We start from the raw sequence: 16,995 nt of genomic DNA on the forward strand, positions 1-16,995 counted from the left end.
CATGGAACTGTCGATGAACCTGAAAACGAAGGCCGCGCGGGCGCTCGCGGCCGCGAGCCTCGTCGGGCCGCTCGCCGGCTGCGCGTGGTTCGCGCCGAGCGGCGAGCCGCCCGCGATGCCGTCGCCCGCGCATTACGGCGCCACGCCCCAAGTGCAGCAGACGGTGTCCGCGCAAGGCGTCGCGCAGCAGTTCGAGGTCGGCGCGCAACCGGTGCCCGACTGGTGGACGCAGTACCGTTCCGATGCGCTGAACGCGCTCGTCGACGAAGGGCTGCGCAACAGCCCGACGCTCGGCGCGGCGTCGCATTCGCTGGATGCCGCGCGCGAGCAGCTGCGCGGGCAGATCGGCAGCTCGATGCTGCCGTCGATCGACGCGGGCGCCCAGGCCACGCGCCAGCGCGCGCTCGGCGTTCCGATTCCCGCGCTCGGCGCGCCGACGCTGCTGTACGACACGTTCGTCGGGCAATTGCAGGCGAGCTACACGGTCGATCTGTTCGGCGTGTCGCGTTTCGCGAACCGCGCGCTCGCGAAACGCGTCGACGTCAGTGCGTTCCAGCTCGAATCCGCACGGCGCGCGCTGGCCGCGAACATCGTCACCGCGTCGATCACCGTGGCGGTGCTCAATGCCCAGATCGAGACGACCGAGCGGCTCGTCGCGCTCGCGAACGATCAGGCGCACGACGCCGAACGCCGCCATGCGCTCGGTTCGGCGTCGCGCAGCGACGCGCTGACTGCACGGCAAAGCGCCGACACGTTCGCGGCGAGCCTGCCCGCATTGCGCCAGCAACGCGACTCGGCCCGCCATGCGCTCGCGGTGCTGGTCGGCCGCACGCCCGACCGGCCGCCGGCCGATCTCGCGCTCGCCGATCTGCACCTGCCCGAGCAGGTGCCCGTCGTCGTGCCGTCGGACCTGCTGCAAAGCCGTCCGGACATCCAGGCCGCCGACGCCGGGCTGAAGGCGGCCGCGGCCGAAGTGGGCCTCGCGACCGCGCAGATGTTCCCGCAACTGTCGCTGTCGGCGGCGATGGGCAAAGGCGGCTTCAGCTGGCCGACGATGCTGTCGGGCGCCGGCTCGATCTGGAACGTCGGCGCGTCGCTGAGCCAGCCGATCTTCCACGGCGGTGCGCTGCTCGCCCAGCGTCGCGCGGCGAAGGCGACCTACGAGGCCGCGGTCGACCAGTACAAGCAGGCCGTGCTCGGCGCGTTCCAGAACGTCGCCGATTCGCTCGCGGCACTCGAGCACGATGCCGAGGCGCTCGACGCGTCGTCGCACGCCGCGCTTTCCGCGCGCGGCGCGTACGACGACGCGGCCGCCCGCGTGCGGCTCGGCGCGCTGCCGCCGTCGGCCGCGCGCGCCAGCGAACTGCAGTACCGCAATGCGCGACTCGACGAGCTTCGCGCGACCGGCGCACGATTCGCGGATACCGCGCGGCTTTACCAGGCGATGGGCACGCCGCCAGTCGACGGCACCGGCAAGGACGGGAAAGCCGATACGGCCGGCAATCCCGGCAACGCGGCTCACGATGCCCTCGGTGCCCCCGCCACCCAGGCGCGCACGGCCGCGCCCGACGCGCCGCCGTCACCGCCGTCACCGCAATAACGCGCGGTTTCCTTCAGGCGCACGGCGCGCGGTGCCCTCCCGCGCGCCGATCCGCGATCTTCCGCTTGACCCTCACGTAGCGTAACGTTCGAGACTCCAGTGTGCGCACCGAACGGAGGAACGAATGCGACTGAAAGTGGGAGAACTGGCGAAACGCAGCGGGCTGACCGTCCGCACGCTTCATCACTATCACGCAATCGGTCTGCTGACGCCGTCGGCGCGCGCCGACAACGGCTACCGGCTGTACGACCGCCACGACATCGCCCGGCTCCACCAGATCCAGGCGTTGCGTCGCTTCGGACTGTCGCTCGCCGAAATCGGCGATCACCTGAACCAGCCCGGCACCACCCCGCTCGTCGATCTCATCTCGAAGCAGATCGCGCTGCTCGACCGTCAGCTCGCGCAGACCGCGCAGCTACGCGAGCGGCTCGTGAGCCTGCACGCGCAGCTCGCGGCGGGCACCGAGCCGGAACTGGCCGATTGGCTCACCACACTGGAGTTGATGACCGTGTACGACAAATATTTCTCCGAGGAAGAACTCGCGCGCATGCCGATGTACCAGAAGAGCCAGGCGGGCGACGCGGAATGGATTTCGCTCATCGGCGAGGTCCGTGCGCTGCACGACGCGGGCGTGCCGCCCGAGGACGAGCGCGTGCGTGCGCTCGCCGCGCGCTGGATGGCGCTGCTCGTGCGCGACACGAACAACGACCCGCGGCTGCTCGCCAAGCTGAACCTGATGCACGAACGGGAACCGGCGATGCAGTCGAAGATCGGCATTTCGACCGCGCTGCGCGACTATGTGCTGCGCGCGACGGCGGAGTCGAAAATGCGCATTTTCGAGAAGTATCTCGCGCCGGACGAGATCCGCTTCATGCGCGCGCACTACGGCGAACGCGCGCTGGAATGGCCGCAACTGATGGCCGACGTGCGCGACGCGATCGACGCGGGCGCGACGCCCGATTCGCCGCAAGGCCGCGCGCTCGCGCAGCGCTGGCTCGATCTGTTCTGCAGCTACGCGGGCCACGATCCGGCCACGCACGCGAAATTTCGCCATGCGCTGATGAACGAGCCGGCGCTGACGAAGGATTCGTGGACCGACGACACGCTGCTCGGTTTCGTGCGCGACGCGATGGCGCAGCTTGTGCCAGCGCGCTGAGCGTGTTGAGCGCATGAAGGTGCGGGCGGCAGGCGGGTTTCCCGCATGCCGCCCGTTTCACCATTTGCAGCCGGTGTCGCGAACCGCATCCAGTGCGAGCATCGGCAATGCGAGCAGGCCCGCGCCCGAATAGGCGTGCCGGCAGTCGGCGCGACGGGCGTCCGACATGCCGTCGGCCAGCTTCGCGTCGACGGTGTCGCGGCTCGCAGCCGAGCCGCCGGACGACGCACCCAATGCACCGACGGCCGCCTGCGCCGGACTGCGCGCCGCCGCATGCCGCGAGCCGATTGCATCCAGATCGCGGCGCCAGTCGAGGTCGGGGCCTGATGCGGTCTCGGGATGATTTTCAAATCGGTTTGCGATTGCGCCGGCAGGTGTCTCGCGTGGCCGATGCGGAACGCCCGCCACCTCCGAAGTCGACCGCATCGTCATGCGCGACGTTGCAACCGCGGCGGATCGTTTCGTCGATCGCACGGCGCTCTCGACGCCGCCCTCACCCGCGATCGGGCCGGTTCGCCCGGCGTCACGCGTGCGCTCCGCGGGCGTGGGCTGCGCGGGGATCAGCTCGACACGCAGCGCGATCCGGGGCGGCGCCCCGCCTTTCAGGCCGGTAGCCGTCGATGCCTGTTGCAGCACGAACCATCCGAGCAGGTGAATCGATACGGAGACTGCGACGGCCAGCGCGACGATGCGCGGCCGACGGCACCCCGCCGTCTCGACACGTCGCGGCGGCGATGTGTCAGTCCGGCTCGCCGACACCGTCATCGCTGAACGCGAGCAGGTCGCCGGGCTGGCAGTCGAGATAGCGGCAGATGGCTTCGAGCGTCGCGAAGCGGATGCCCTTGACCTTCCCTTGCTTGAGCAGCGACAGATTCTGTTCGGTGATGCCGACGGCCGCCGCGAGATCCTTCGAGCGGACCTTGCGGGTCGCGAGCATCACATCGAGTCTGACTACGATCGTCATCGCGCGCCTCAGACGAATTGCCGATGCTCGGCGTCGAGCTCGCTCGCCTGCCGGAGGATGTGCGCGATGACCGCGATGCACGCCGCGGTGAACAGCGCGACCACGTACGGCAGGCTGAAGCCGATGCTGACCACGCGATGGCCGACCGGTTCGCGCAGCGTCGCCCACATGCTCAGCAGCGGTTCGCACAGCAGGCTCAGCAGCACCCACAGGCCAATCGCACGCCCCGTCTTGCCGAGGTGGCCGGCCGCCTGCACGGAGAAATAGTCGCGGCGCGCGTAGGTGCGAAACAACGCGCGCAGATGACGCAGGCCGTTCGCGAGCGCAATCAGCGGCACGCTCGACAGCAGGATGCCGACGGCCTTCTGCCACCACGGGAAGGCGGCGACATCCACGCGCAGGTTCGAGATCACCGAATCGGTGAGGCCGAACACGAGGCCGGGCCCGGAGGCCCCGTTCAGTGACGGAAACGCCCAGCACGCGGCGTTGAGCACCAGCATGCCGACGATGAACCCCAGCGTGACGGTGGCCATCTGCTGGCTGATACGGGCGATGCGATCGGAATGCATGAGAAGTCCTCGACGTCGAATGAACGAGCGTCGATTGTACGTCGATAATTATCGTAAAACGATAATTAATTGTTGTTCAATTGTGATTTTTTATTGTTCAGCATGCTCAGCTGGTGTCGACCGCCCGCCTGTATCGCGCGCAACGGCCGGGGCCGGCCCCCTAGTCGTAGTCGCGCATGCTGATCGCGCGCCAGTGCTTCGTCATGTAGCGCAGGAATACGGGCTGGGCCTTCAGGTCCGCATTCGGCACTGGCGCCGCGCCGCCGTCCACGACCTTGCCCTTGACCGTGACGGTTTCCTCGCCGCGCAACACGTATTTCGTGCCGGCGTCGATCAGGAAGTACTTGACCTGGTCGGCGCTGACGTCGCCGCGGCAGCCGATCCTGTAGGCGAACAGGAACTGCTTGCGGCCGTTGCCGAGCAGGTCGCGCATCTCGATCGATGCGGGCACGACGTCAAGGATCACGTCGACCGGACACGCCTTCACGTAGTCGCGCACGGTCCAGTCGGGCCGGCCGTCGAGCGTCGCCGACACCTTGAGCTCGACGTCGTCGCCGGACGTGGTTCGGGCCAGCGTCACCGCATGCGCGCCGGCCGCATCGGTCCACGTGTAGTCGGCGGCCCGGGCCGAATTGGCCAGCGCGGCGGCTGCAAGCAACAGGCAACGCGAAAGGAAAGGTCTTTTCATCGGCGATGGCAGTGGAATCGAACGCGCCATTATCGACAAAGCCGCGCGCCGCCACCAGCGTCGCGCCCCCGTTCAGCGCTCGCGCGAGCCGAGGCCGAGCGCCTTCATCCGCCGGTACAGCGTTCGTTCGCTCATCCCGACGTGCTCGGCCAGCGCCTTGCGCGTGCCGTCGAACGTGCGCGCGATGCGCACGAGCTCCGCGTCCGACAGGCCGCGCGCATCCGCGTCACGCTCCTGCGGCGCCGCTGCCGCCGCGACGAGTTCGGCCGGCAGGTGCTCGACGCGGATCGTGCCGTCGTCCGCGAACAGGCATGCGCGTTCGAGCACGTTGCGCAGCTCGCGGATGTTGCCGGGCCATGCATACGCATCGAGACACGCGCGGGCGCGCTCGGTCAGCATGAACGGCCGCGCACTCGCGTCGCCCGCGTTGCCGCGCGCGTTCGCGATGCGGCGCAGGATCGATTCGGCCAGCAACGCGACGTCGCCCTGCCGTTCGCGCAGCGCCGGCAGCGGAATCGGAAACGCGTTGATCCGGTAATAGAGATCCTGCCGGAACCGGCCGTCGTCGATCATCTCGCGCAGCGGCTTGTGCGTGGCCGCGACGAGCCGGAAATCGGCGCGCAGCGCCTCCACGCCACCGACGCGCCGGAACGTCCCCGACTCGATCAGCCGCAGCAGCTTCACCTGCATCGGCAGCGGCACGTCGCCGATTTCATCGAGAAACAGCGTGCCGCCCTGCGCGGTCTCGACGAGGCCCGGCTTGCGCTGGTTCGCGCCGGTAAACGCGCCCTTCTCGTAACCGAACAGCTCGCTCTCGAACAGCGTCTCGGCGATGCCCGAACAATCGACGACCACGAACGGCCCCATCGCACGGGCGCTCGCCTCGTGCAGCGCTCGCGCGAACAGTTCCTTGCCGGTACCCGATTCACCGAGCAGCAGCACGGGCAGCATCGACGGCGCGACGCGCTGCAGCGCGCCGAGCGCCGCATTGAACGCGTCGGCGCCACCGACGAGCCCTTCCGCGCTGGGCTGCGCGGACGCGCTGCGCACCGTCGTCAGCCGCTCGACGTACGCGATCACGTCGCCGCGCGCGTCGAAGATCGGCCGCAACTCCACGTCGACGTGCTCGGGGCCGCGCGGCGTATGGTGAATGTGCAGCACGCGGTTCAGGCTGCGCGACTCGAGCGCCTGCTTCATCGGGCAATGCTCGCCGGCCTGGTCGCACGGCACGTCGTAGTGATGCGAGACCTGGAAGCAGTGCCGGCCGACGTGCTCGACGCCCGCCACGCCGAACTGGCGCCGGTACGCATCGTTCGCCGCGAGGATGCGGTAGTCGGGATCGAGGACGATCATCGGCTGCGGATCCTGTTCCAGATACGCGACGAGCGCGCGCACGTCGGGCATCACGGCGGGCGACTGCGCGGGAACGATCGGAATAGTGTCGTGCGGATTCATGGGGAGGCTGGAGAACGAATGGCCGAGCGAACTGCCAGGCCGACTGCCAATTCTGCCACGACACTGCCAGACATGGCAGTCCGCGCGGGCGGCCATTCGCCGGTCGTGACCGCGACGCGTCCCCATCGCAACGAAAATCCGAACCGAATCAAGTACCTGCCGGATCGCCCAGCCTCGTGACGCGGATTGGCACGCTTCTTGAACATGGGATTGCCGATTGCCTATGCAGAACCCGATCGAGGACATCCCGTGAGCCATGCCCCCCTGCTGTCGGTCGAAGGCTTTTTCGACCCGGCGACCCACACCGTCAGCTATCTGCTGCTCGATACCGAGAGCCGCGCGTGCGCGCTGATCGACAGCGTGCTCGACTACGACCCGAAGTCCGGACGCACACGCACCGCGAGCGCCGACCGGCTGATCGCCCGCGTCGCCGAACTCGGCGCGACCGTGCACTGGCTGCTGGAAACGCACGTGCACGCCGACCACCTGTCGGCCGCGCCGTACCTGAAGGCGCATGTCGGCGGCCGGATCGCGATCGGCTCGCACGTGCGCCGCGTGCAGCACGTGTTCGGCACGCTGTTCAACGCCGGCCCCGGCTTCGCGCAGGACGGCAGCCAGTTCGATCGCCTGCTCGACGACGGCGACACGCTCGCGCTCGGCGCGCTGACGATCCGCGCGCTGCATACGCCGGGCCATACGCCCGCCTGCCTGACGTACTGCGTCGACGACGCGACGCAGCGCGCGGCATTCGTCGGCGACACGCTGTTCATGCCCGACTACGGCACCGCCCGCTGCGACTTCCCCGGCGGCGACGCACGCACGCTGTACCGCTCGATCGCACGGGTGCTGGGCCTGCCGCCCGACACGCGCCTGTACCTGTGCCACGACTACCAGCCGGGTGGCCGCGACGTGCAGTTCGTGACGACGGTCGCCGAGCAGCGCCGCGCGAACGTGCACGTGAAGGACGGCGTGACCGAAGACGATTTCGTCGCGATGCGCACCGCGCGTGACGCGACGCTCGACATGCCGGTGCTGATGCTGCCGTCGGTGCAGGTCAACATGCGCGCCGGCCACCTGCCCGAGCCCGAAAACAACGGCGTGCGCTACCTGAAGATCCCGCTCGACGCGATCTGAGCCGCCGCCCCGACCGGAGAACCCCGACATGACCATCCGCCCGCTGACCGACCTGCTGTCGGTCTCGCCCCAGATCGCCGCGACCGACCTGCCCGCGCTGCACGCGGCGGGCATCCGCGCGATCGTCTGCAACCGTCCGGACGGCGAAGGCGCCGACCAGCCGACCGTCGCCGAGATCCGCGCCGCCGCCGCGCCGCTCGGCATCGCCGTGCATTACCTGCCCGTCGATACCGGCAAGGTCACCGACGAGCAGGCCGCGCAGTTCGGCGCGCTCGTCGCGACGCTCGCCGGCCCGGTCCTCGCGTACTGCCGCAGCGGCACGCGTTCGGCGACGCTGTGGGCGCTGTCGCAGGCAGGCCGACGCCCGGCCGGCGACATCGTCGCGATCGCCGCCGCGGCCGGCTACGACCTCGGCGCGCTCGCGCCGCGTCTTGCGCAACGCGTGGCACCAGGCGTCGATCAGGCCGCACCGGCCGTCGACGCGCGGCACGACATCGTGATCGTCGGCGCGGGCGCGGCCGGCGTCGCGGTCGCGTCGAGCCTGCTTGCGCGCGACGCGTCGCTCGATATCACGGTGATCGACCCGGCCGATACCCACTACTACCAGCCGGGCTGGACGATGGTCGGCGCGGGCGTGTTCCGGCCCGACACGACCGCGCGCCGGATGGCCGACCTGCTGCCGCGCGGCGTGACATGGATCCAGGCGGCGGTCGCCGGCTTCGAACCCGACGCGCACACGGTCGTGCTCGATGGCTGCCGGCGCATCGGCTACCGCAGGCTGGTCGTGTGCCCGGGGCTCAAGCTCGACTGGCACGCGATCGACGGCCTCGCGCAAACCCTCGGCCGCAACGGCGTCACGTCGAACTATCGCTACGATCTCGCGCCGTACACGTGGGAACTGGTGCAGGCGTTCCGCGGCGGCAATGCGCTGTTCACCCAGCCGCCGATGCCGATCAAGTGCGCGGGCGCACCGCAAAAGGCGATGTACCTGTCGTGCGATCACTGGCGGCGCACGGGGCGCCTCGACGCCGCGAACGTCGAGTTCCTGAATGCGGGCGGCGCGCTGTTCGGCGTCGCCGACTACGTGCCCGCGCTGATGGAGTATGTGAAGCGCTATGACATCGCGCTGTCGTTCGGCCACAACCTCGTCGCGATCGACGGGCCGGCGCGGCGCGCGACGTTCACGCGCGCGCTGCCCGACGGCGGCACGGAAACCGTCGAGCGCGCGTTCGACATGATCCACGTCGTGCCGCCGCAGAAGGCGCCCGATTTCGTGCGCGCGAGCCCGCTCGCCGACGCGGCCGGCTGGGTGGACGTCGATCCGGCGACGCTGCGGCACCGGCGGTTCGCGGACATCTTCGCGCTCGGCGACGTCACCAACACGACCAACGCGAAAACCGCCGCGGCCGCACGCAAGCAGGCGCCCGTCGTCGCGCACAACCTGCTCGCGTCGCTGGGCCGCGCGCACGGCAACGCCGCGTACGACGGCTACGGATCGTGCCCGCTCACCGTCGAGCGCGGCAAGATCGTGCTCGCCGAATTCCTGTACGGCGGCAAGGTCGCGCCGACCTTCCCCGCGTGGCTGATCGACGGCAAGCGCCCGTCGCGGCTCGCGTGGCTGCTCAAGGAGCGGGTGCTGCCGCCGCTCTACTGGAAAGCGATGCTCAAGGGCCGCGAATGGCTCGCGAAGCCCGCGATCGCCCGTTGACCGGAACCCGCTGACATCATGCTGATCTCCCTCGTACTCGGCGGCTTCGTCGGCGCCGTGCTCGGCCTCACCGGCGCGGGCGGCGGCATTCTCGCGGTGCCCGCACTCGTCGCCGGGATGGGCTGGCCGATGCAGCAAGCTACGCCCGTCGCCCTCGTCGCGGTCGCGGGCAGTGCCGCGCTCGGCGCGCTCGAAGGGTTTCGCCGCGGGCTCGTGCGCTATCGCGCGGCGCTGCTGATGGCCGTGGCCGGCGTGCCGCTCACGACGCTCGGCGTGCGGCTCGCGCACGTGCTGCCGCAGCGCGTGCTGCTGGCGCTGTTCGCGCTGACGATGCTGGTCGTCGCGGGCCGCCTGCTACGGCAGGCGCTGCGCAACGCGCCCGGCGACACGGCCGAATCGCCGCTGTGCGTCGGTCGCGTGAATCCCGATACGGGCCGGCTCGTGTGGTCCTGGCCGGTCGGCGTCGCGCTCGCGTCGACCGGCGCGGTGACGGGACTGATGACGGGGCTGCTGGGTGTCGGCGGCGGCTTCGTGATCGTGCCGATGCTGCGCAAGTTCACGAACGTGTCGATGCACGGCGTGGTCGCGACGTCGCTGATGGTGATCGCGCTGGTCGGCACCGGCGGCGTGTTCGCGACGCTCGTGTCGGGCACGCGCGCGCCGCTCGACATGATGCTGTGGTTCACGGTCGCGACCGCGCTCGGGATGGCCATCGGCCGCAGCGCGTCCCGGCACCTGTCCGCGCGGCACGTGCAGGCCGGCTTCGCGGCCGTGCTCGTCTGCGTGGCGTGCGGGCTGCTGGCGAAGGCGGCGTTCAGCGCCTAAGCCGCGAGCCGCACGCGGCGCGCACCCCAAAACAAAACGCCCGGCCCGACTCGTCGTCGGCACCGGGCGTTGTTCGTTGCGTGCGCAACCTGTGCGTGAGAACGTCAGACGGCGAACGCGGCCATCCGCTTGCGTTCCTGGCGCAGCATCACGAAGTTCGCGATCACGACGCCGGCCGTCACCGCGACGATGAACAGCGTCGCGAGCGCGTTCATCTCCGGGTTCAGGCCGAGGCGCACGCGCGAGAACACGACGAGCGGCAGCGTCGTCGAACCGGGGCCCGACAGGAACGCCGACAGCACGAGGTCGTCGATCGACAGCGTAAACGCCAGCAGCCAGCCCGCGATCAGCGCCTGCGAGATCAGCGGCAGCGTGATCGTGAAGAACACCTTCAGCGGCGTCGCGCCCAGATCGAGCGCGGCTTCCTCGAGCGACGGATTGAGCTCGCGCACGCGCGACTGCACGATGATCGCGACGTACGAGATGCACAGCATCACGTGGCCGAGCCAGATCGTGAACACGCCGCGCTCGGCCGGCCAGCCGATCCACTTCGCCAGCTCGATGAACAGCAGCAGCAGCGAGATGCCCTGGATCACCTCGGGAATCACGAGCGGCGCGTTGATCATCCCGCTGAACAGCGCGAAGCCGCGAAAGCGGCCCATCCGCGCGAGCACGAAGCCGGCCCACGTGCCGATGAACACCGATGCGAACGCGGTCAGCACGCCGATCTTCAGCGACAGCCACGCGGCCGTCAGCAGCTCGTCGTCGTCCACGAGCGCCGCGTACCAGCGCAGCGAGAAGCCCGACCACACGGTGACGAGCTTCGACTCGTTGAACGAATAGACGATCAGGCTGATGATCGGGATGTACAGGAACGCGAAGCCGGCAAACAGCGCCGCGAACTGCAGGTAGCGATTCGGCTTCATCGACGGCGGCCCTCCTGCTCCTTCGCCTGGAAGTGCTGGAACATCGCCATCGGCACGAGCAGCAGCAGCACCATCGCGCAGGTCACGGCCGACGCCATCGGCCAGTCTGCGTTGTTGAAGAACTCATTCCACATCACGCGACCGATCATCAGCGTGTTCGCGCCGCCGAGCAGCTCCGGAATCACGTACTCGCCGACCGCCGGAATGAACACCAGCAGGCAGCCCGCGATGATCCCGTTCCTCGACAGCGGCAGCGTGATCTGCACGAACGCCCGCCACGGCCTGGCGCCCAGGTCGTACGCGGCTTCGAGCAGGCGCAGGTCCATCTTCACGAGGTGCGCGTACAGCGGCATCACGAGGAACGGCAGGTACGAATACACCATCCCGATGTACACCGCGTAGTTCGTGCGGTACAGCTCGATCGGCGTATGGGTCAGGCCGATCCACATCAGGAAGTTGTTCAGCAGCCCGTTGTTCTTCAGGATCCCGATCCATGCATACACGCGGATCAGGAACGACGTCCAGAACGGCAGCATCACGCCCATCATCAGCAGGTTGCGGGTCGCCGGGTTCGAGCGCGCGATGTAGTACGCCATCGGATAGCCGATCAGCAGGCACAGCACGGTCGTGATCGCGGCGACCACCACCGAATTCACGTAGGTCGCGAAATACAGGCTGTCGGTGAGCAGGAACGCGTAGTGCGACAGGTTCAGCGCGATGTGCACCACGCCGTCCGTGTACGACGCGAGCTCCGTGTACGGCGGGATGCCGAGCTGCAGCTCCGCGAAGCTGATCTTCACGACCAGCACGAACGGCACGAGGAAGAACAGCACGAGCCATGTATACGGCCCCGCGACGACCGCCGAGCCGCCGGTCAGGTTGAAGCGCCGCACCGGCCATGCGAGCAGGGACTTGAACGCGTTCATGACGTCAGCACCACGCCTGCGGTCGCGCTCCAGCGCACGTAGATCTCGTCGCCGAGCGACGGCGTGTCGAGCTCGGTGATCGCGAGGCTCGACACGTTCGCGATCACCGTCTTGCCCGCGTCGAGCTTCACGTGATACAGCGAATAGCCGCCCATGTACGCGACGGTGGTGATCCTGCCGCGCGCCCAGTTGAACGCGCCTTCGGGCGGCTTGCGCGTGAGCGCGATCCGCTCGGGGCGCACCGACACCGTGACCGGCATCCCGAGCGGGCCCGTGATCCCGTGGCTCACGTACAGCCGGCTCGGCAGCTCCGGGGATTCGATGTACACGTAGTCGGGTTCGTCCTCGACCGTGACGCCGTCGAACAGGTTCGTCGAGCCGATGAACTCGGCCGAGAAGCGGCTGTTCGGATATTCGTAGACTTCGTTCGGCGAGCCGATCTGCACGATCTGCCCTTCGCTCATCACCGCGAGCCGGTTCGCCATCGTCATCGCCTCTTCCTGGTCGTGCGTGACCATGATGCAGGTGACGCCGACCTTCTTCAGGATGTTGACGAGCTCGATCTGCGTGCGCTGGCGGATCTGCTTGTCGAGCGCCGACATCGGCTCGTCGAGCAGCAGCACCTTCGGGCGCTTGACGAGCGAACGCGCAAGCGCGACGCGCTGCTGCTGGCCGCCCGACAGCTGGTGCGGCTTGCGCTTCGCGTACTTGCTCATCTGCACGAGCTCGAGCGCCGCGGCGACGCGCTCCTTCAGCTCCGCCTTCGGCGTGCCTTCCTGCTTCAGGCCGTAGGCGACGTTCGCTTCGACCGACATGTGCGGGAACAGCGCATACGACTGGAACATCATGTTCACGGGCCGCTTGTACGGCGGCATCTGCGCGAGGTCCTCGCCGTCGATCAGGATCTTGCCCGAGGTGACCGTCTCGAGGCCCGCGAGCATCCGCAGCAGCGTCGACTTGCCGGAACCCGAGCTGCCGAGCAGCGCGAACAGCTCGCCCTGGCGCACCGTCAGGTTCACGTTGCGCACCACTTCGGTCTCGCCGAATTTCTTGACGGCGTCGACGATCTGGACAAAGGTCTCGGCGCGCGTAGTCGCGCCGGACGAAGGAACGAAGGACGGCGCGCCCGCAACCGGCGCACCCGACTGGCTATTCATGATGTGCTGCTTCTCTCCTGCGTTTGACGAACAAAGCCCCCGGGGGCACCAGGGGCTTCATGACTGCTGGCTCACTTCGGCTCGCGTCAGCGGCCCGATTTCAGCTCGGTCCACAGACGCGTCTGCAGACGCTGGATTTCAGGCGGCAGCGGCTTGAGCAGGAACAGTGTCTTCACGACGTCGGCCGGCGGGTAGACGGCCGGGTCGTTCGCGACGTCCGGCCGCACGTACTTGCGGGCCTCGGCGTTCGCGCTCGGGTAGTACACGGCGTTCGTGATCGCCGCGTGCACCTTCGGATCCTCGATGTAGTTGATCCACTGCAGCGCGGCGTCCTTGTTCTTCGCGTCCTTCGGGATCGCCATCACGTCGAACCAGACCGGTGCGCCGCCCTTCGGAATGTAGTACTCGACCTTGTACGGCTTCTTCGCTTCGAGCGCGCGATGCTTCGCGATCACGACGTCGCCCGACCAGCCGTACGCGAAGCAGATGTCGCCGCCGACCAGGTCGTTGATGTAGCCCGACGAGTTGAACTGCGTGATGTACGGGCGGATCTTCTTCAGCACTTCCATCGCGGCCTTGTAGTCGGCCGGGTTCGTGCTCATCGGATCCTTGCCGATGTAGTGCAGCGCCGCCGCGAACATCTGATCCGGCGCGTCGAGCACCGACACGCCGCAGGTCTTCAGCTTCGAGAGGTTTTCCGGCTTGAACAGGATGTCCCAGTTGTCGAGCGGGACCTTGCCGAGCGCCTGCTGCGCCTTCGTCAGGTTGTAGGCGAGACCGGTCGTGCCGTAGGCCCAGGGCACCGTGTACTTGTTGCCCGGATCGGCGCCGGCGACGAGCGCCATCAGTTGCGGATCGAGGTGCTTGAGGTTCGGCAGCTTCGACTTGTCGAGCGGCGTGAAGATGCCGGCCGCGATCTGCTTGCCCGCGTAGTTGCTGGTCGGCACGACGATGTCGTAGCCCGAGCTGCCCGTCAGCAGCTTCGCCTGCAGCGTGTCGTCGCTGTCGTAGTTGTCGTAGCGAACCTTGACGCCCGTCTGTTTCTCGAAGTTCGGGATCGTGTCCTTCGCAATGTAGTCCGACCAGTTATAGATATTGAGCTGCGTATCCTTCGCCGCTGCGGCCGACGCACCCACGCACAGCGCGAGCGCTGCGAACCGGCCCACTACCTTTGCTTTCATCCCGTTCTCCCTCCGGCCGGACCGTGTGTCCGGCTGCCGTCTGCCTCGTCATGGCGGCGCATTGCGGCACGCCACCCCTCGAAAACCCCGAACGCTACCATTATTCGCGCGCCGTCACAAAAAAATCATGCCCGTGTCGCGCAAACGGAACAGATTGCTGTCGCAAGCCGCCCGGGCGGCCCGCACGGCGGGGCGTTCCCGGGGAATTCTATCGGTTAATCGACGCCTGTCCATCAGGAAAAGAAAGCGGTGGCAAAACCGCGTGCGCACCGGCGGCGCGTCGGCATCCGGCCGGCCGCCCGGCCTCCATGCATTAAAATGATGCCCTGACGATTTCACGGCGCAAAACCTTCCGATGGCCTCCAATCTCCACGACCTGCCTGACAGCCCCTGCATCGGCGTCTGCTCGACCCTCTTCGACGAAGTCTGCAAGGGCTGCGGCCGCACGGCCGCCGAGGTATCGAACTGGGTGTTCCTGAGCGACGACGAAAAGCGGGCCGTGTGGGAGCGCATCACGCGCGAAGGCACCGCGATGCGCTTCCAGTACGACAAGCTGTAAGCCGTCCCGCGTCGGCGCATGCCGACGCGATGCGCCCGCCCCGGGCGCCGCTGGACCGATCATGGGCCGGCCGCCGGCGGGCCTGACCCAGCCGCACTTCTCTCCCCCCCCGCCTCACCACCGCACTCGCTCCGTCGCGATCGAGGGGACCGCTCCGTTTCCGTTCCGACTTCCCGCTGCCGGCAAGCGCCATCGGCGCAATGACGTCGCGCGTGCTTCGTCACGATCGTCCATTGCCAACCGGCATGCCCGCGCACCCGTTTTTTTTCGATATTGTCCGCTCAGATTGAATCCAATCCGCTCGTTCCTTATCGAAGCTGAAAAATATTACATCTGACATTCGTAACGATCGAAACACCAGTTTCCATCGATAAATCGGATTATTTTCTCGATTAAATGCCATAAATTCCACTGAAATAGTCGCAAAAATCTGTACAAGTACGATTTCAATTATTAAATCTAATTGATAAATTCCATCCGCTCCCCGGAAATTATGGCGAGCGATTTATCTTCCACCCATCGAAAAACCGGATCACCGAATTACCTTCGGAATTCCGGCTAGTTAAAGGAAACCGCTCCAATGAAATTCATTAAGATGACTAACCAAGCGTCGCATGTCGTGATGGCAGGTCTGCTCGCCCTGGGGAGCGCGTCGGCGTTCGCCGACTCGTTCGACGTCGCGGTCACCGGCAAGATCAAGCCGGGCGCCTGCACGCCGACGCTCGCTGGCGGCGGCACGTTCGATTACGGACTGATCGGCTCGGCCGAACTCAGTCCGACCGCGCCCACGCTGCTGCAGGTTCTGTCGGATTCGATCACGATCACGTGTGACGCTGCGGCCCGCGTCGCACTGAGCGCGCAGGACAATCGCGCGGGCACCGGCGCATTTACCGGCAATATCAATTTCTTCGGCTCGTCCAATCCGGTTAAAACGCAATTCGGTCTCGGAGCGGCCGGCGGCAAGAATATCGGCGCTTTTGCATTCCGTTTCAGAACGAACTCGTTCACGGCGGATGGTGCGGCGGTCGATTCGATTGGCTCGACCACCAGCGGCGCCAGCTGGGCGACGTCCAACGGGGTCGCCACCAACACCGGCGACTACGAGTCGTGGGCGAAGAAAGGCCAGACCGTCCCGGTCGCGGCGAAGGTCTTCACCGGCACGCTCGACGTGCAGGCCGCGATCGACAAGACGTCGAATCTCGACCTGAGCCAGGAAATCAATCTCGACGGCCTCGCCACCGTGTCGCTCGTGTACCTGTAATTCCGGTACGCGTTTTTCCTCCGATCGCGTCGATTGCCTGACAGGCGTCGACTGCACCGCCGCTTCGCCGAAGCGGCGGTGCGCCGCACGATTACCGCCTAGCCTGCTGCCCATGAAATTCCATGCACGTCATACCCTGCGGGCGTCGTTGCTCGCCCCGCTCCTCGGTTGCCTGATCGGTTCGAGCGTCGTCCACGCGATGGGCGTCGTGCCCGAGACGTCCGTGGTGATCGTCGACGAAGCCGACGGCGAAGGAACGATCTCGGTCAGGAACACCGACAATCACCCGACACTCCTGCATACGACGGTCGAGCCCATCCCCGAGGACAAGGCCGAGCTCCTCATCGTGACGCCCCCGATCGCGCGTGTCGAAGCCGGTGCGGTGCAGCTCGTCCGGTTCGTTCTCGCCGACAACGCGCCGCTCGCCACGCAGCGCCTCGCCCGCGTCTCGTTCTCCGGCATTCCGCCGAAACGCCAGAACAAAAACGAGATCCAGACGATCATTCGCCAGAACCTGCCGGTGCTGATCCAGCCGCAAGACCTCGCGCGCAACGACAGGCCATGGGAACTGCTGAAGTGGTCGATCGAGGATGGCAAGCTGATCGTGCGCAACGACAGCCGCTATGTGGTGCGTCTCGAACAGAAAGTGCAGTTGCTGCCGTCGGGGCAGATCGTGTCGCTGCCGGCACCCTACGTGCTGGCCGGACAGACCCGCCGGATCGCACTGGCCCGCGAGGCCGCGACGCCCGAGCACGTACGCCTCTTCCCCGCCACCGTCTACGGCTACTCGGTCGATCACTACGACGCAGCGCTGGTCCCACCAGCTGCGGCCAATGCGGCCGATACGGCCAAGCAACGGTAAGCACCGCGTCTGCGATTGCTGATT

At 67.4% G+C, this 16,995-nt stretch carries 17 protein-coding genes; 8 read left to right on the plus strand and 9 right to left on the minus strand.

Translation table 11 applies throughout. The annotated features are described in order from the left end of the window. Position 1 precedes the first annotated feature (1 nt). Entirely contained in the window at positions 2–1,600 is a 1,599-nt protein-coding gene (locus ACP26O_RS08795) for an efflux transporter outer membrane subunit (protein ID WP_175666530.1), read from the plus strand. A gap of 124 nt (positions 1,601–1,724) precedes the next feature. After that, positions 1,725–2,756, plus strand: coding sequence for a MerR family transcriptional regulator (locus ACP26O_RS08800; protein WP_175666529.1), 1,032 nt, complete (start codon positions 1,725–1,727; stop codon positions 2,754–2,756). A gap of 57 nt (positions 2,757–2,813) precedes the next feature. Here ACP26O_RS08800 and ACP26O_RS08805 read toward each other — a convergent pair whose 3' ends face one another. The 5 genes from ACP26O_RS08805 to ACP26O_RS08825 form a co-directional block, all read right to left on the minus strand. Next, positions 2,814–3,392, minus strand: coding sequence for a hypothetical protein (locus ACP26O_RS08805; RefSeq protein WP_244103705.1), 579 nt, complete (start codon positions 3,390–3,392; stop codon positions 2,814–2,816). A 103-nt stretch (positions 3,393–3,495) separates the two neighbouring features. Beyond that, a complete protein-coding gene (locus ACP26O_RS08810) occupies positions 3,496–3,720 on the minus strand; it encodes a helix-turn-helix domain-containing protein (RefSeq protein WP_011656947.1) in 225 nt (74 codons plus the stop codon). Positions 3,721–3,728: 8 nt separating this feature from the next. Then, positions 3,729–4,289: a DUF2975 domain-containing protein gene (locus ACP26O_RS08815; protein ID WP_165751461.1), complete on the minus strand. Its 561-nt coding sequence runs from the start codon at positions 4,287–4,289 to the stop codon at positions 3,729–3,731. A 160-nt stretch (positions 4,290–4,449) separates the two neighbouring features. Beyond that, positions 4,450–4,977, minus strand: coding sequence for a M949_RS01915 family surface polysaccharide biosynthesis protein (locus ACP26O_RS08820; RefSeq protein ID WP_175666527.1), 528 nt, complete (start codon positions 4,975–4,977; stop codon positions 4,450–4,452). A gap of 72 nt (positions 4,978–5,049) precedes the next feature. After that, complete coding sequence (locus tag ACP26O_RS08825) at positions 5,050–6,432, minus strand: sigma-54 interaction domain-containing protein (protein WP_175666526.1); 1,383 nt, start codon at positions 6,430–6,432, stop codon at positions 5,050–5,052. Positions 6,433–6,636: 204 nt separating this feature from the next. Between ACP26O_RS08825 and ACP26O_RS08830 the strand changes: the two genes are divergently transcribed. The 3 genes from ACP26O_RS08830 to ACP26O_RS08840 are packed head-to-tail and all read left to right on the plus strand — an operon-like array spanning position 6,637 to position 10,099. Next, positions 6,637–7,566, plus strand: coding sequence for an MBL fold metallo-hydrolase (locus ACP26O_RS08830; RefSeq protein WP_425101608.1), 930 nt, complete (start codon positions 6,637–6,639; stop codon positions 7,564–7,566). A 28-nt stretch (positions 7,567–7,594) separates the two neighbouring features. Then, complete coding sequence (locus ACP26O_RS08835) at positions 7,595–9,274, plus strand: bifunctional protein tyrosine phosphatase family protein/NAD(P)/FAD-dependent oxidoreductase (protein ID WP_175666525.1); 1,680 nt, start codon at positions 7,595–7,597, stop codon at positions 9,272–9,274. A gap of 18 nt (positions 9,275–9,292) precedes the next feature. Then, positions 9,293–10,099 (plus strand): sulfite exporter TauE/SafE family protein, encoded by an 807-nt coding sequence (locus tag ACP26O_RS08840; RefSeq protein WP_175666524.1) that lies wholly within the window; start codon positions 9,293–9,295, stop codon positions 10,097–10,099. 104 nt (positions 10,100–10,203) lie between these two features. Here ACP26O_RS08840 and ACP26O_RS08845 read toward each other — a convergent pair whose 3' ends face one another. From ACP26O_RS08845 to ACP26O_RS08860, 4 genes are all read right to left on the minus strand, one after another. Further along, positions 10,204–11,025, minus strand: a complete 822-nt coding sequence (locus ACP26O_RS08845) for an ABC transporter permease subunit (protein WP_175660848.1) — start codon at positions 11,023–11,025, stop codon at positions 10,204–10,206. Next, positions 11,022–11,951, minus strand: coding sequence for an ABC transporter permease subunit (locus ACP26O_RS08850; RefSeq protein ID WP_011656955.1), 930 nt, complete (start codon positions 11,949–11,951; stop codon positions 11,022–11,024). Before ACP26O_RS08850 ends, ACP26O_RS08845 begins: the two co-directional genes overlap by 4 nt. Then, the gene (locus ACP26O_RS08855; protein WP_175666523.1) at positions 11,948–13,108 is read right to left on the minus strand and encodes an ABC transporter ATP-binding protein; all 1,161 of its coding nucleotides are present in this window, start codon (positions 13,106–13,108) and stop codon (positions 11,948–11,950) included. The genes ACP26O_RS08850 and ACP26O_RS08855 overlap by 4 nt, the downstream gene beginning before the upstream one ends. 86 nt (positions 13,109–13,194) lie before the next feature. Further along, on the minus strand, positions 13,195–14,289 hold the full coding sequence (locus ACP26O_RS08860) for a polyamine ABC transporter substrate-binding protein (RefSeq protein WP_105788906.1): 1,095 nt from the start codon (positions 14,287–14,289) through the stop codon (positions 13,195–13,197). Positions 14,290–14,644: 355 nt separating this feature from the next. On the opposite strand from ACP26O_RS08860, the gene ACP26O_RS08865 reads away from it, so the two are divergent. The 3 genes from ACP26O_RS08865 to ACP26O_RS08875 all read left to right on the plus strand — a co-directional run bounded on the left by ACP26O_RS08865 (position 14,645) and on the right by ACP26O_RS08875 (position 16,971). Next, on the plus strand, positions 14,645–14,848 hold the full coding sequence (locus ACP26O_RS08865) for a DUF1289 domain-containing protein (RefSeq protein WP_006493160.1): 204 nt from the start codon (positions 14,645–14,647) through the stop codon (positions 14,846–14,848). Between the two features lie 595 nt (positions 14,849–15,443). Further along, positions 15,444–16,109, plus strand: a complete 666-nt coding sequence (locus ACP26O_RS08870) for a DUF1120 domain-containing protein (protein ID WP_233410123.1) — start codon at positions 15,444–15,446, stop codon at positions 16,107–16,109. A 112-nt stretch (positions 16,110–16,221) separates the two neighbouring features. Beyond that, positions 16,222–16,971 (plus strand): fimbria/pilus chaperone family protein, encoded by a 750-nt coding sequence (locus tag ACP26O_RS08875; RefSeq protein ID WP_175666522.1) that lies wholly within the window; start codon positions 16,222–16,224, stop codon positions 16,969–16,971. Positions 16,972–16,995: the final 24 nt, after the last annotated feature.

Source organism: Burkholderia sp. R-40 (assembly GCF_049942845.1).
Classification (GTDB): domain Bacteria; phylum Pseudomonadota; class Gammaproteobacteria; order Burkholderiales; family Burkholderiaceae; genus Burkholderia; species Burkholderia ambifaria.

Bases quoted from the DNA above. Each gene is read 5' to 3' on its own strand.
- ACP26O_RS08795 (WP_175666530.1), top strand. From the start codon at position 2: ATGGAACTGTCGATGAACCTGAAAACGAAGGCCGCGCGGGCGCTCGCG.
- ACP26O_RS08800 (WP_175666529.1), top strand. From the start codon at position 1,725: ATGCGACTGAAAGTGGGAGAACTGGCGAAACGCAGCGGGCTGACCGTC.
- ACP26O_RS08810 (WP_011656947.1), bottom strand. From the start codon at position 3,720: ATGACGATCGTAGTCAGACTCGATGTGATGCTCGCGACCCGCAAGGTC.
- ACP26O_RS08815 (WP_165751461.1), bottom strand. From the start codon at position 4,289: ATGCATTCCGATCGCATCGCCCGTATCAGCCAGCAGATGGCCACCGTC.
- ACP26O_RS08820 (WP_175666527.1), bottom strand. From the start codon at position 4,977: ATGAAAAGACCTTTCCTTTCGCGTTGCCTGTTGCTTGCAGCCGCCGCG.
- ACP26O_RS08825 (WP_175666526.1), bottom strand. From the start codon at position 6,432: ATGAATCCGCACGACACTATTCCGATCGTTCCCGCGCAGTCGCCCGCC.
- ACP26O_RS08830 (WP_425101608.1), top strand. From the start codon at position 6,637: ATGGGATTGCCGATTGCCTATGCAGAACCCGATCGAGGACATCCCGTG.
- ACP26O_RS08835 (WP_175666525.1), top strand. From the start codon at position 7,595: ATGACCATCCGCCCGCTGACCGACCTGCTGTCGGTCTCGCCCCAGATC.
- ACP26O_RS08840 (WP_175666524.1), top strand. From the start codon at position 9,293: ATGCTGATCTCCCTCGTACTCGGCGGCTTCGTCGGCGCCGTGCTCGGC.
- ACP26O_RS08845 (WP_175660848.1), bottom strand. From the start codon at position 11,025: ATGAAGCCGAATCGCTACCTGCAGTTCGCGGCGCTGTTTGCCGGCTTC.
- ACP26O_RS08850 (WP_011656955.1), bottom strand. From the start codon at position 11,951: ATGAACGCGTTCAAGTCCCTGCTCGCATGGCCGGTGCGGCGCTTCAAC.
- ACP26O_RS08855 (WP_175666523.1), bottom strand. From the start codon at position 13,108: ATGAATAGCCAGTCGGGTGCGCCGGTTGCGGGCGCGCCGTCCTTCGTT.
- ACP26O_RS08860 (WP_105788906.1), bottom strand. From the start codon at position 14,289: ATGAAAGCAAAGGTAGTGGGCCGGTTCGCAGCGCTCGCGCTGTGCGTG.
- ACP26O_RS08865 (WP_006493160.1), top strand. From the start codon at position 14,645: ATGGCCTCCAATCTCCACGACCTGCCTGACAGCCCCTGCATCGGCGTC.
- ACP26O_RS08870 (WP_233410123.1), top strand. From the start codon at position 15,444: ATGACTAACCAAGCGTCGCATGTCGTGATGGCAGGTCTGCTCGCCCTG.
- ACP26O_RS08875 (WP_175666522.1), top strand. From the start codon at position 16,222: ATGAAATTCCATGCACGTCATACCCTGCGGGCGTCGTTGCTCGCCCCG.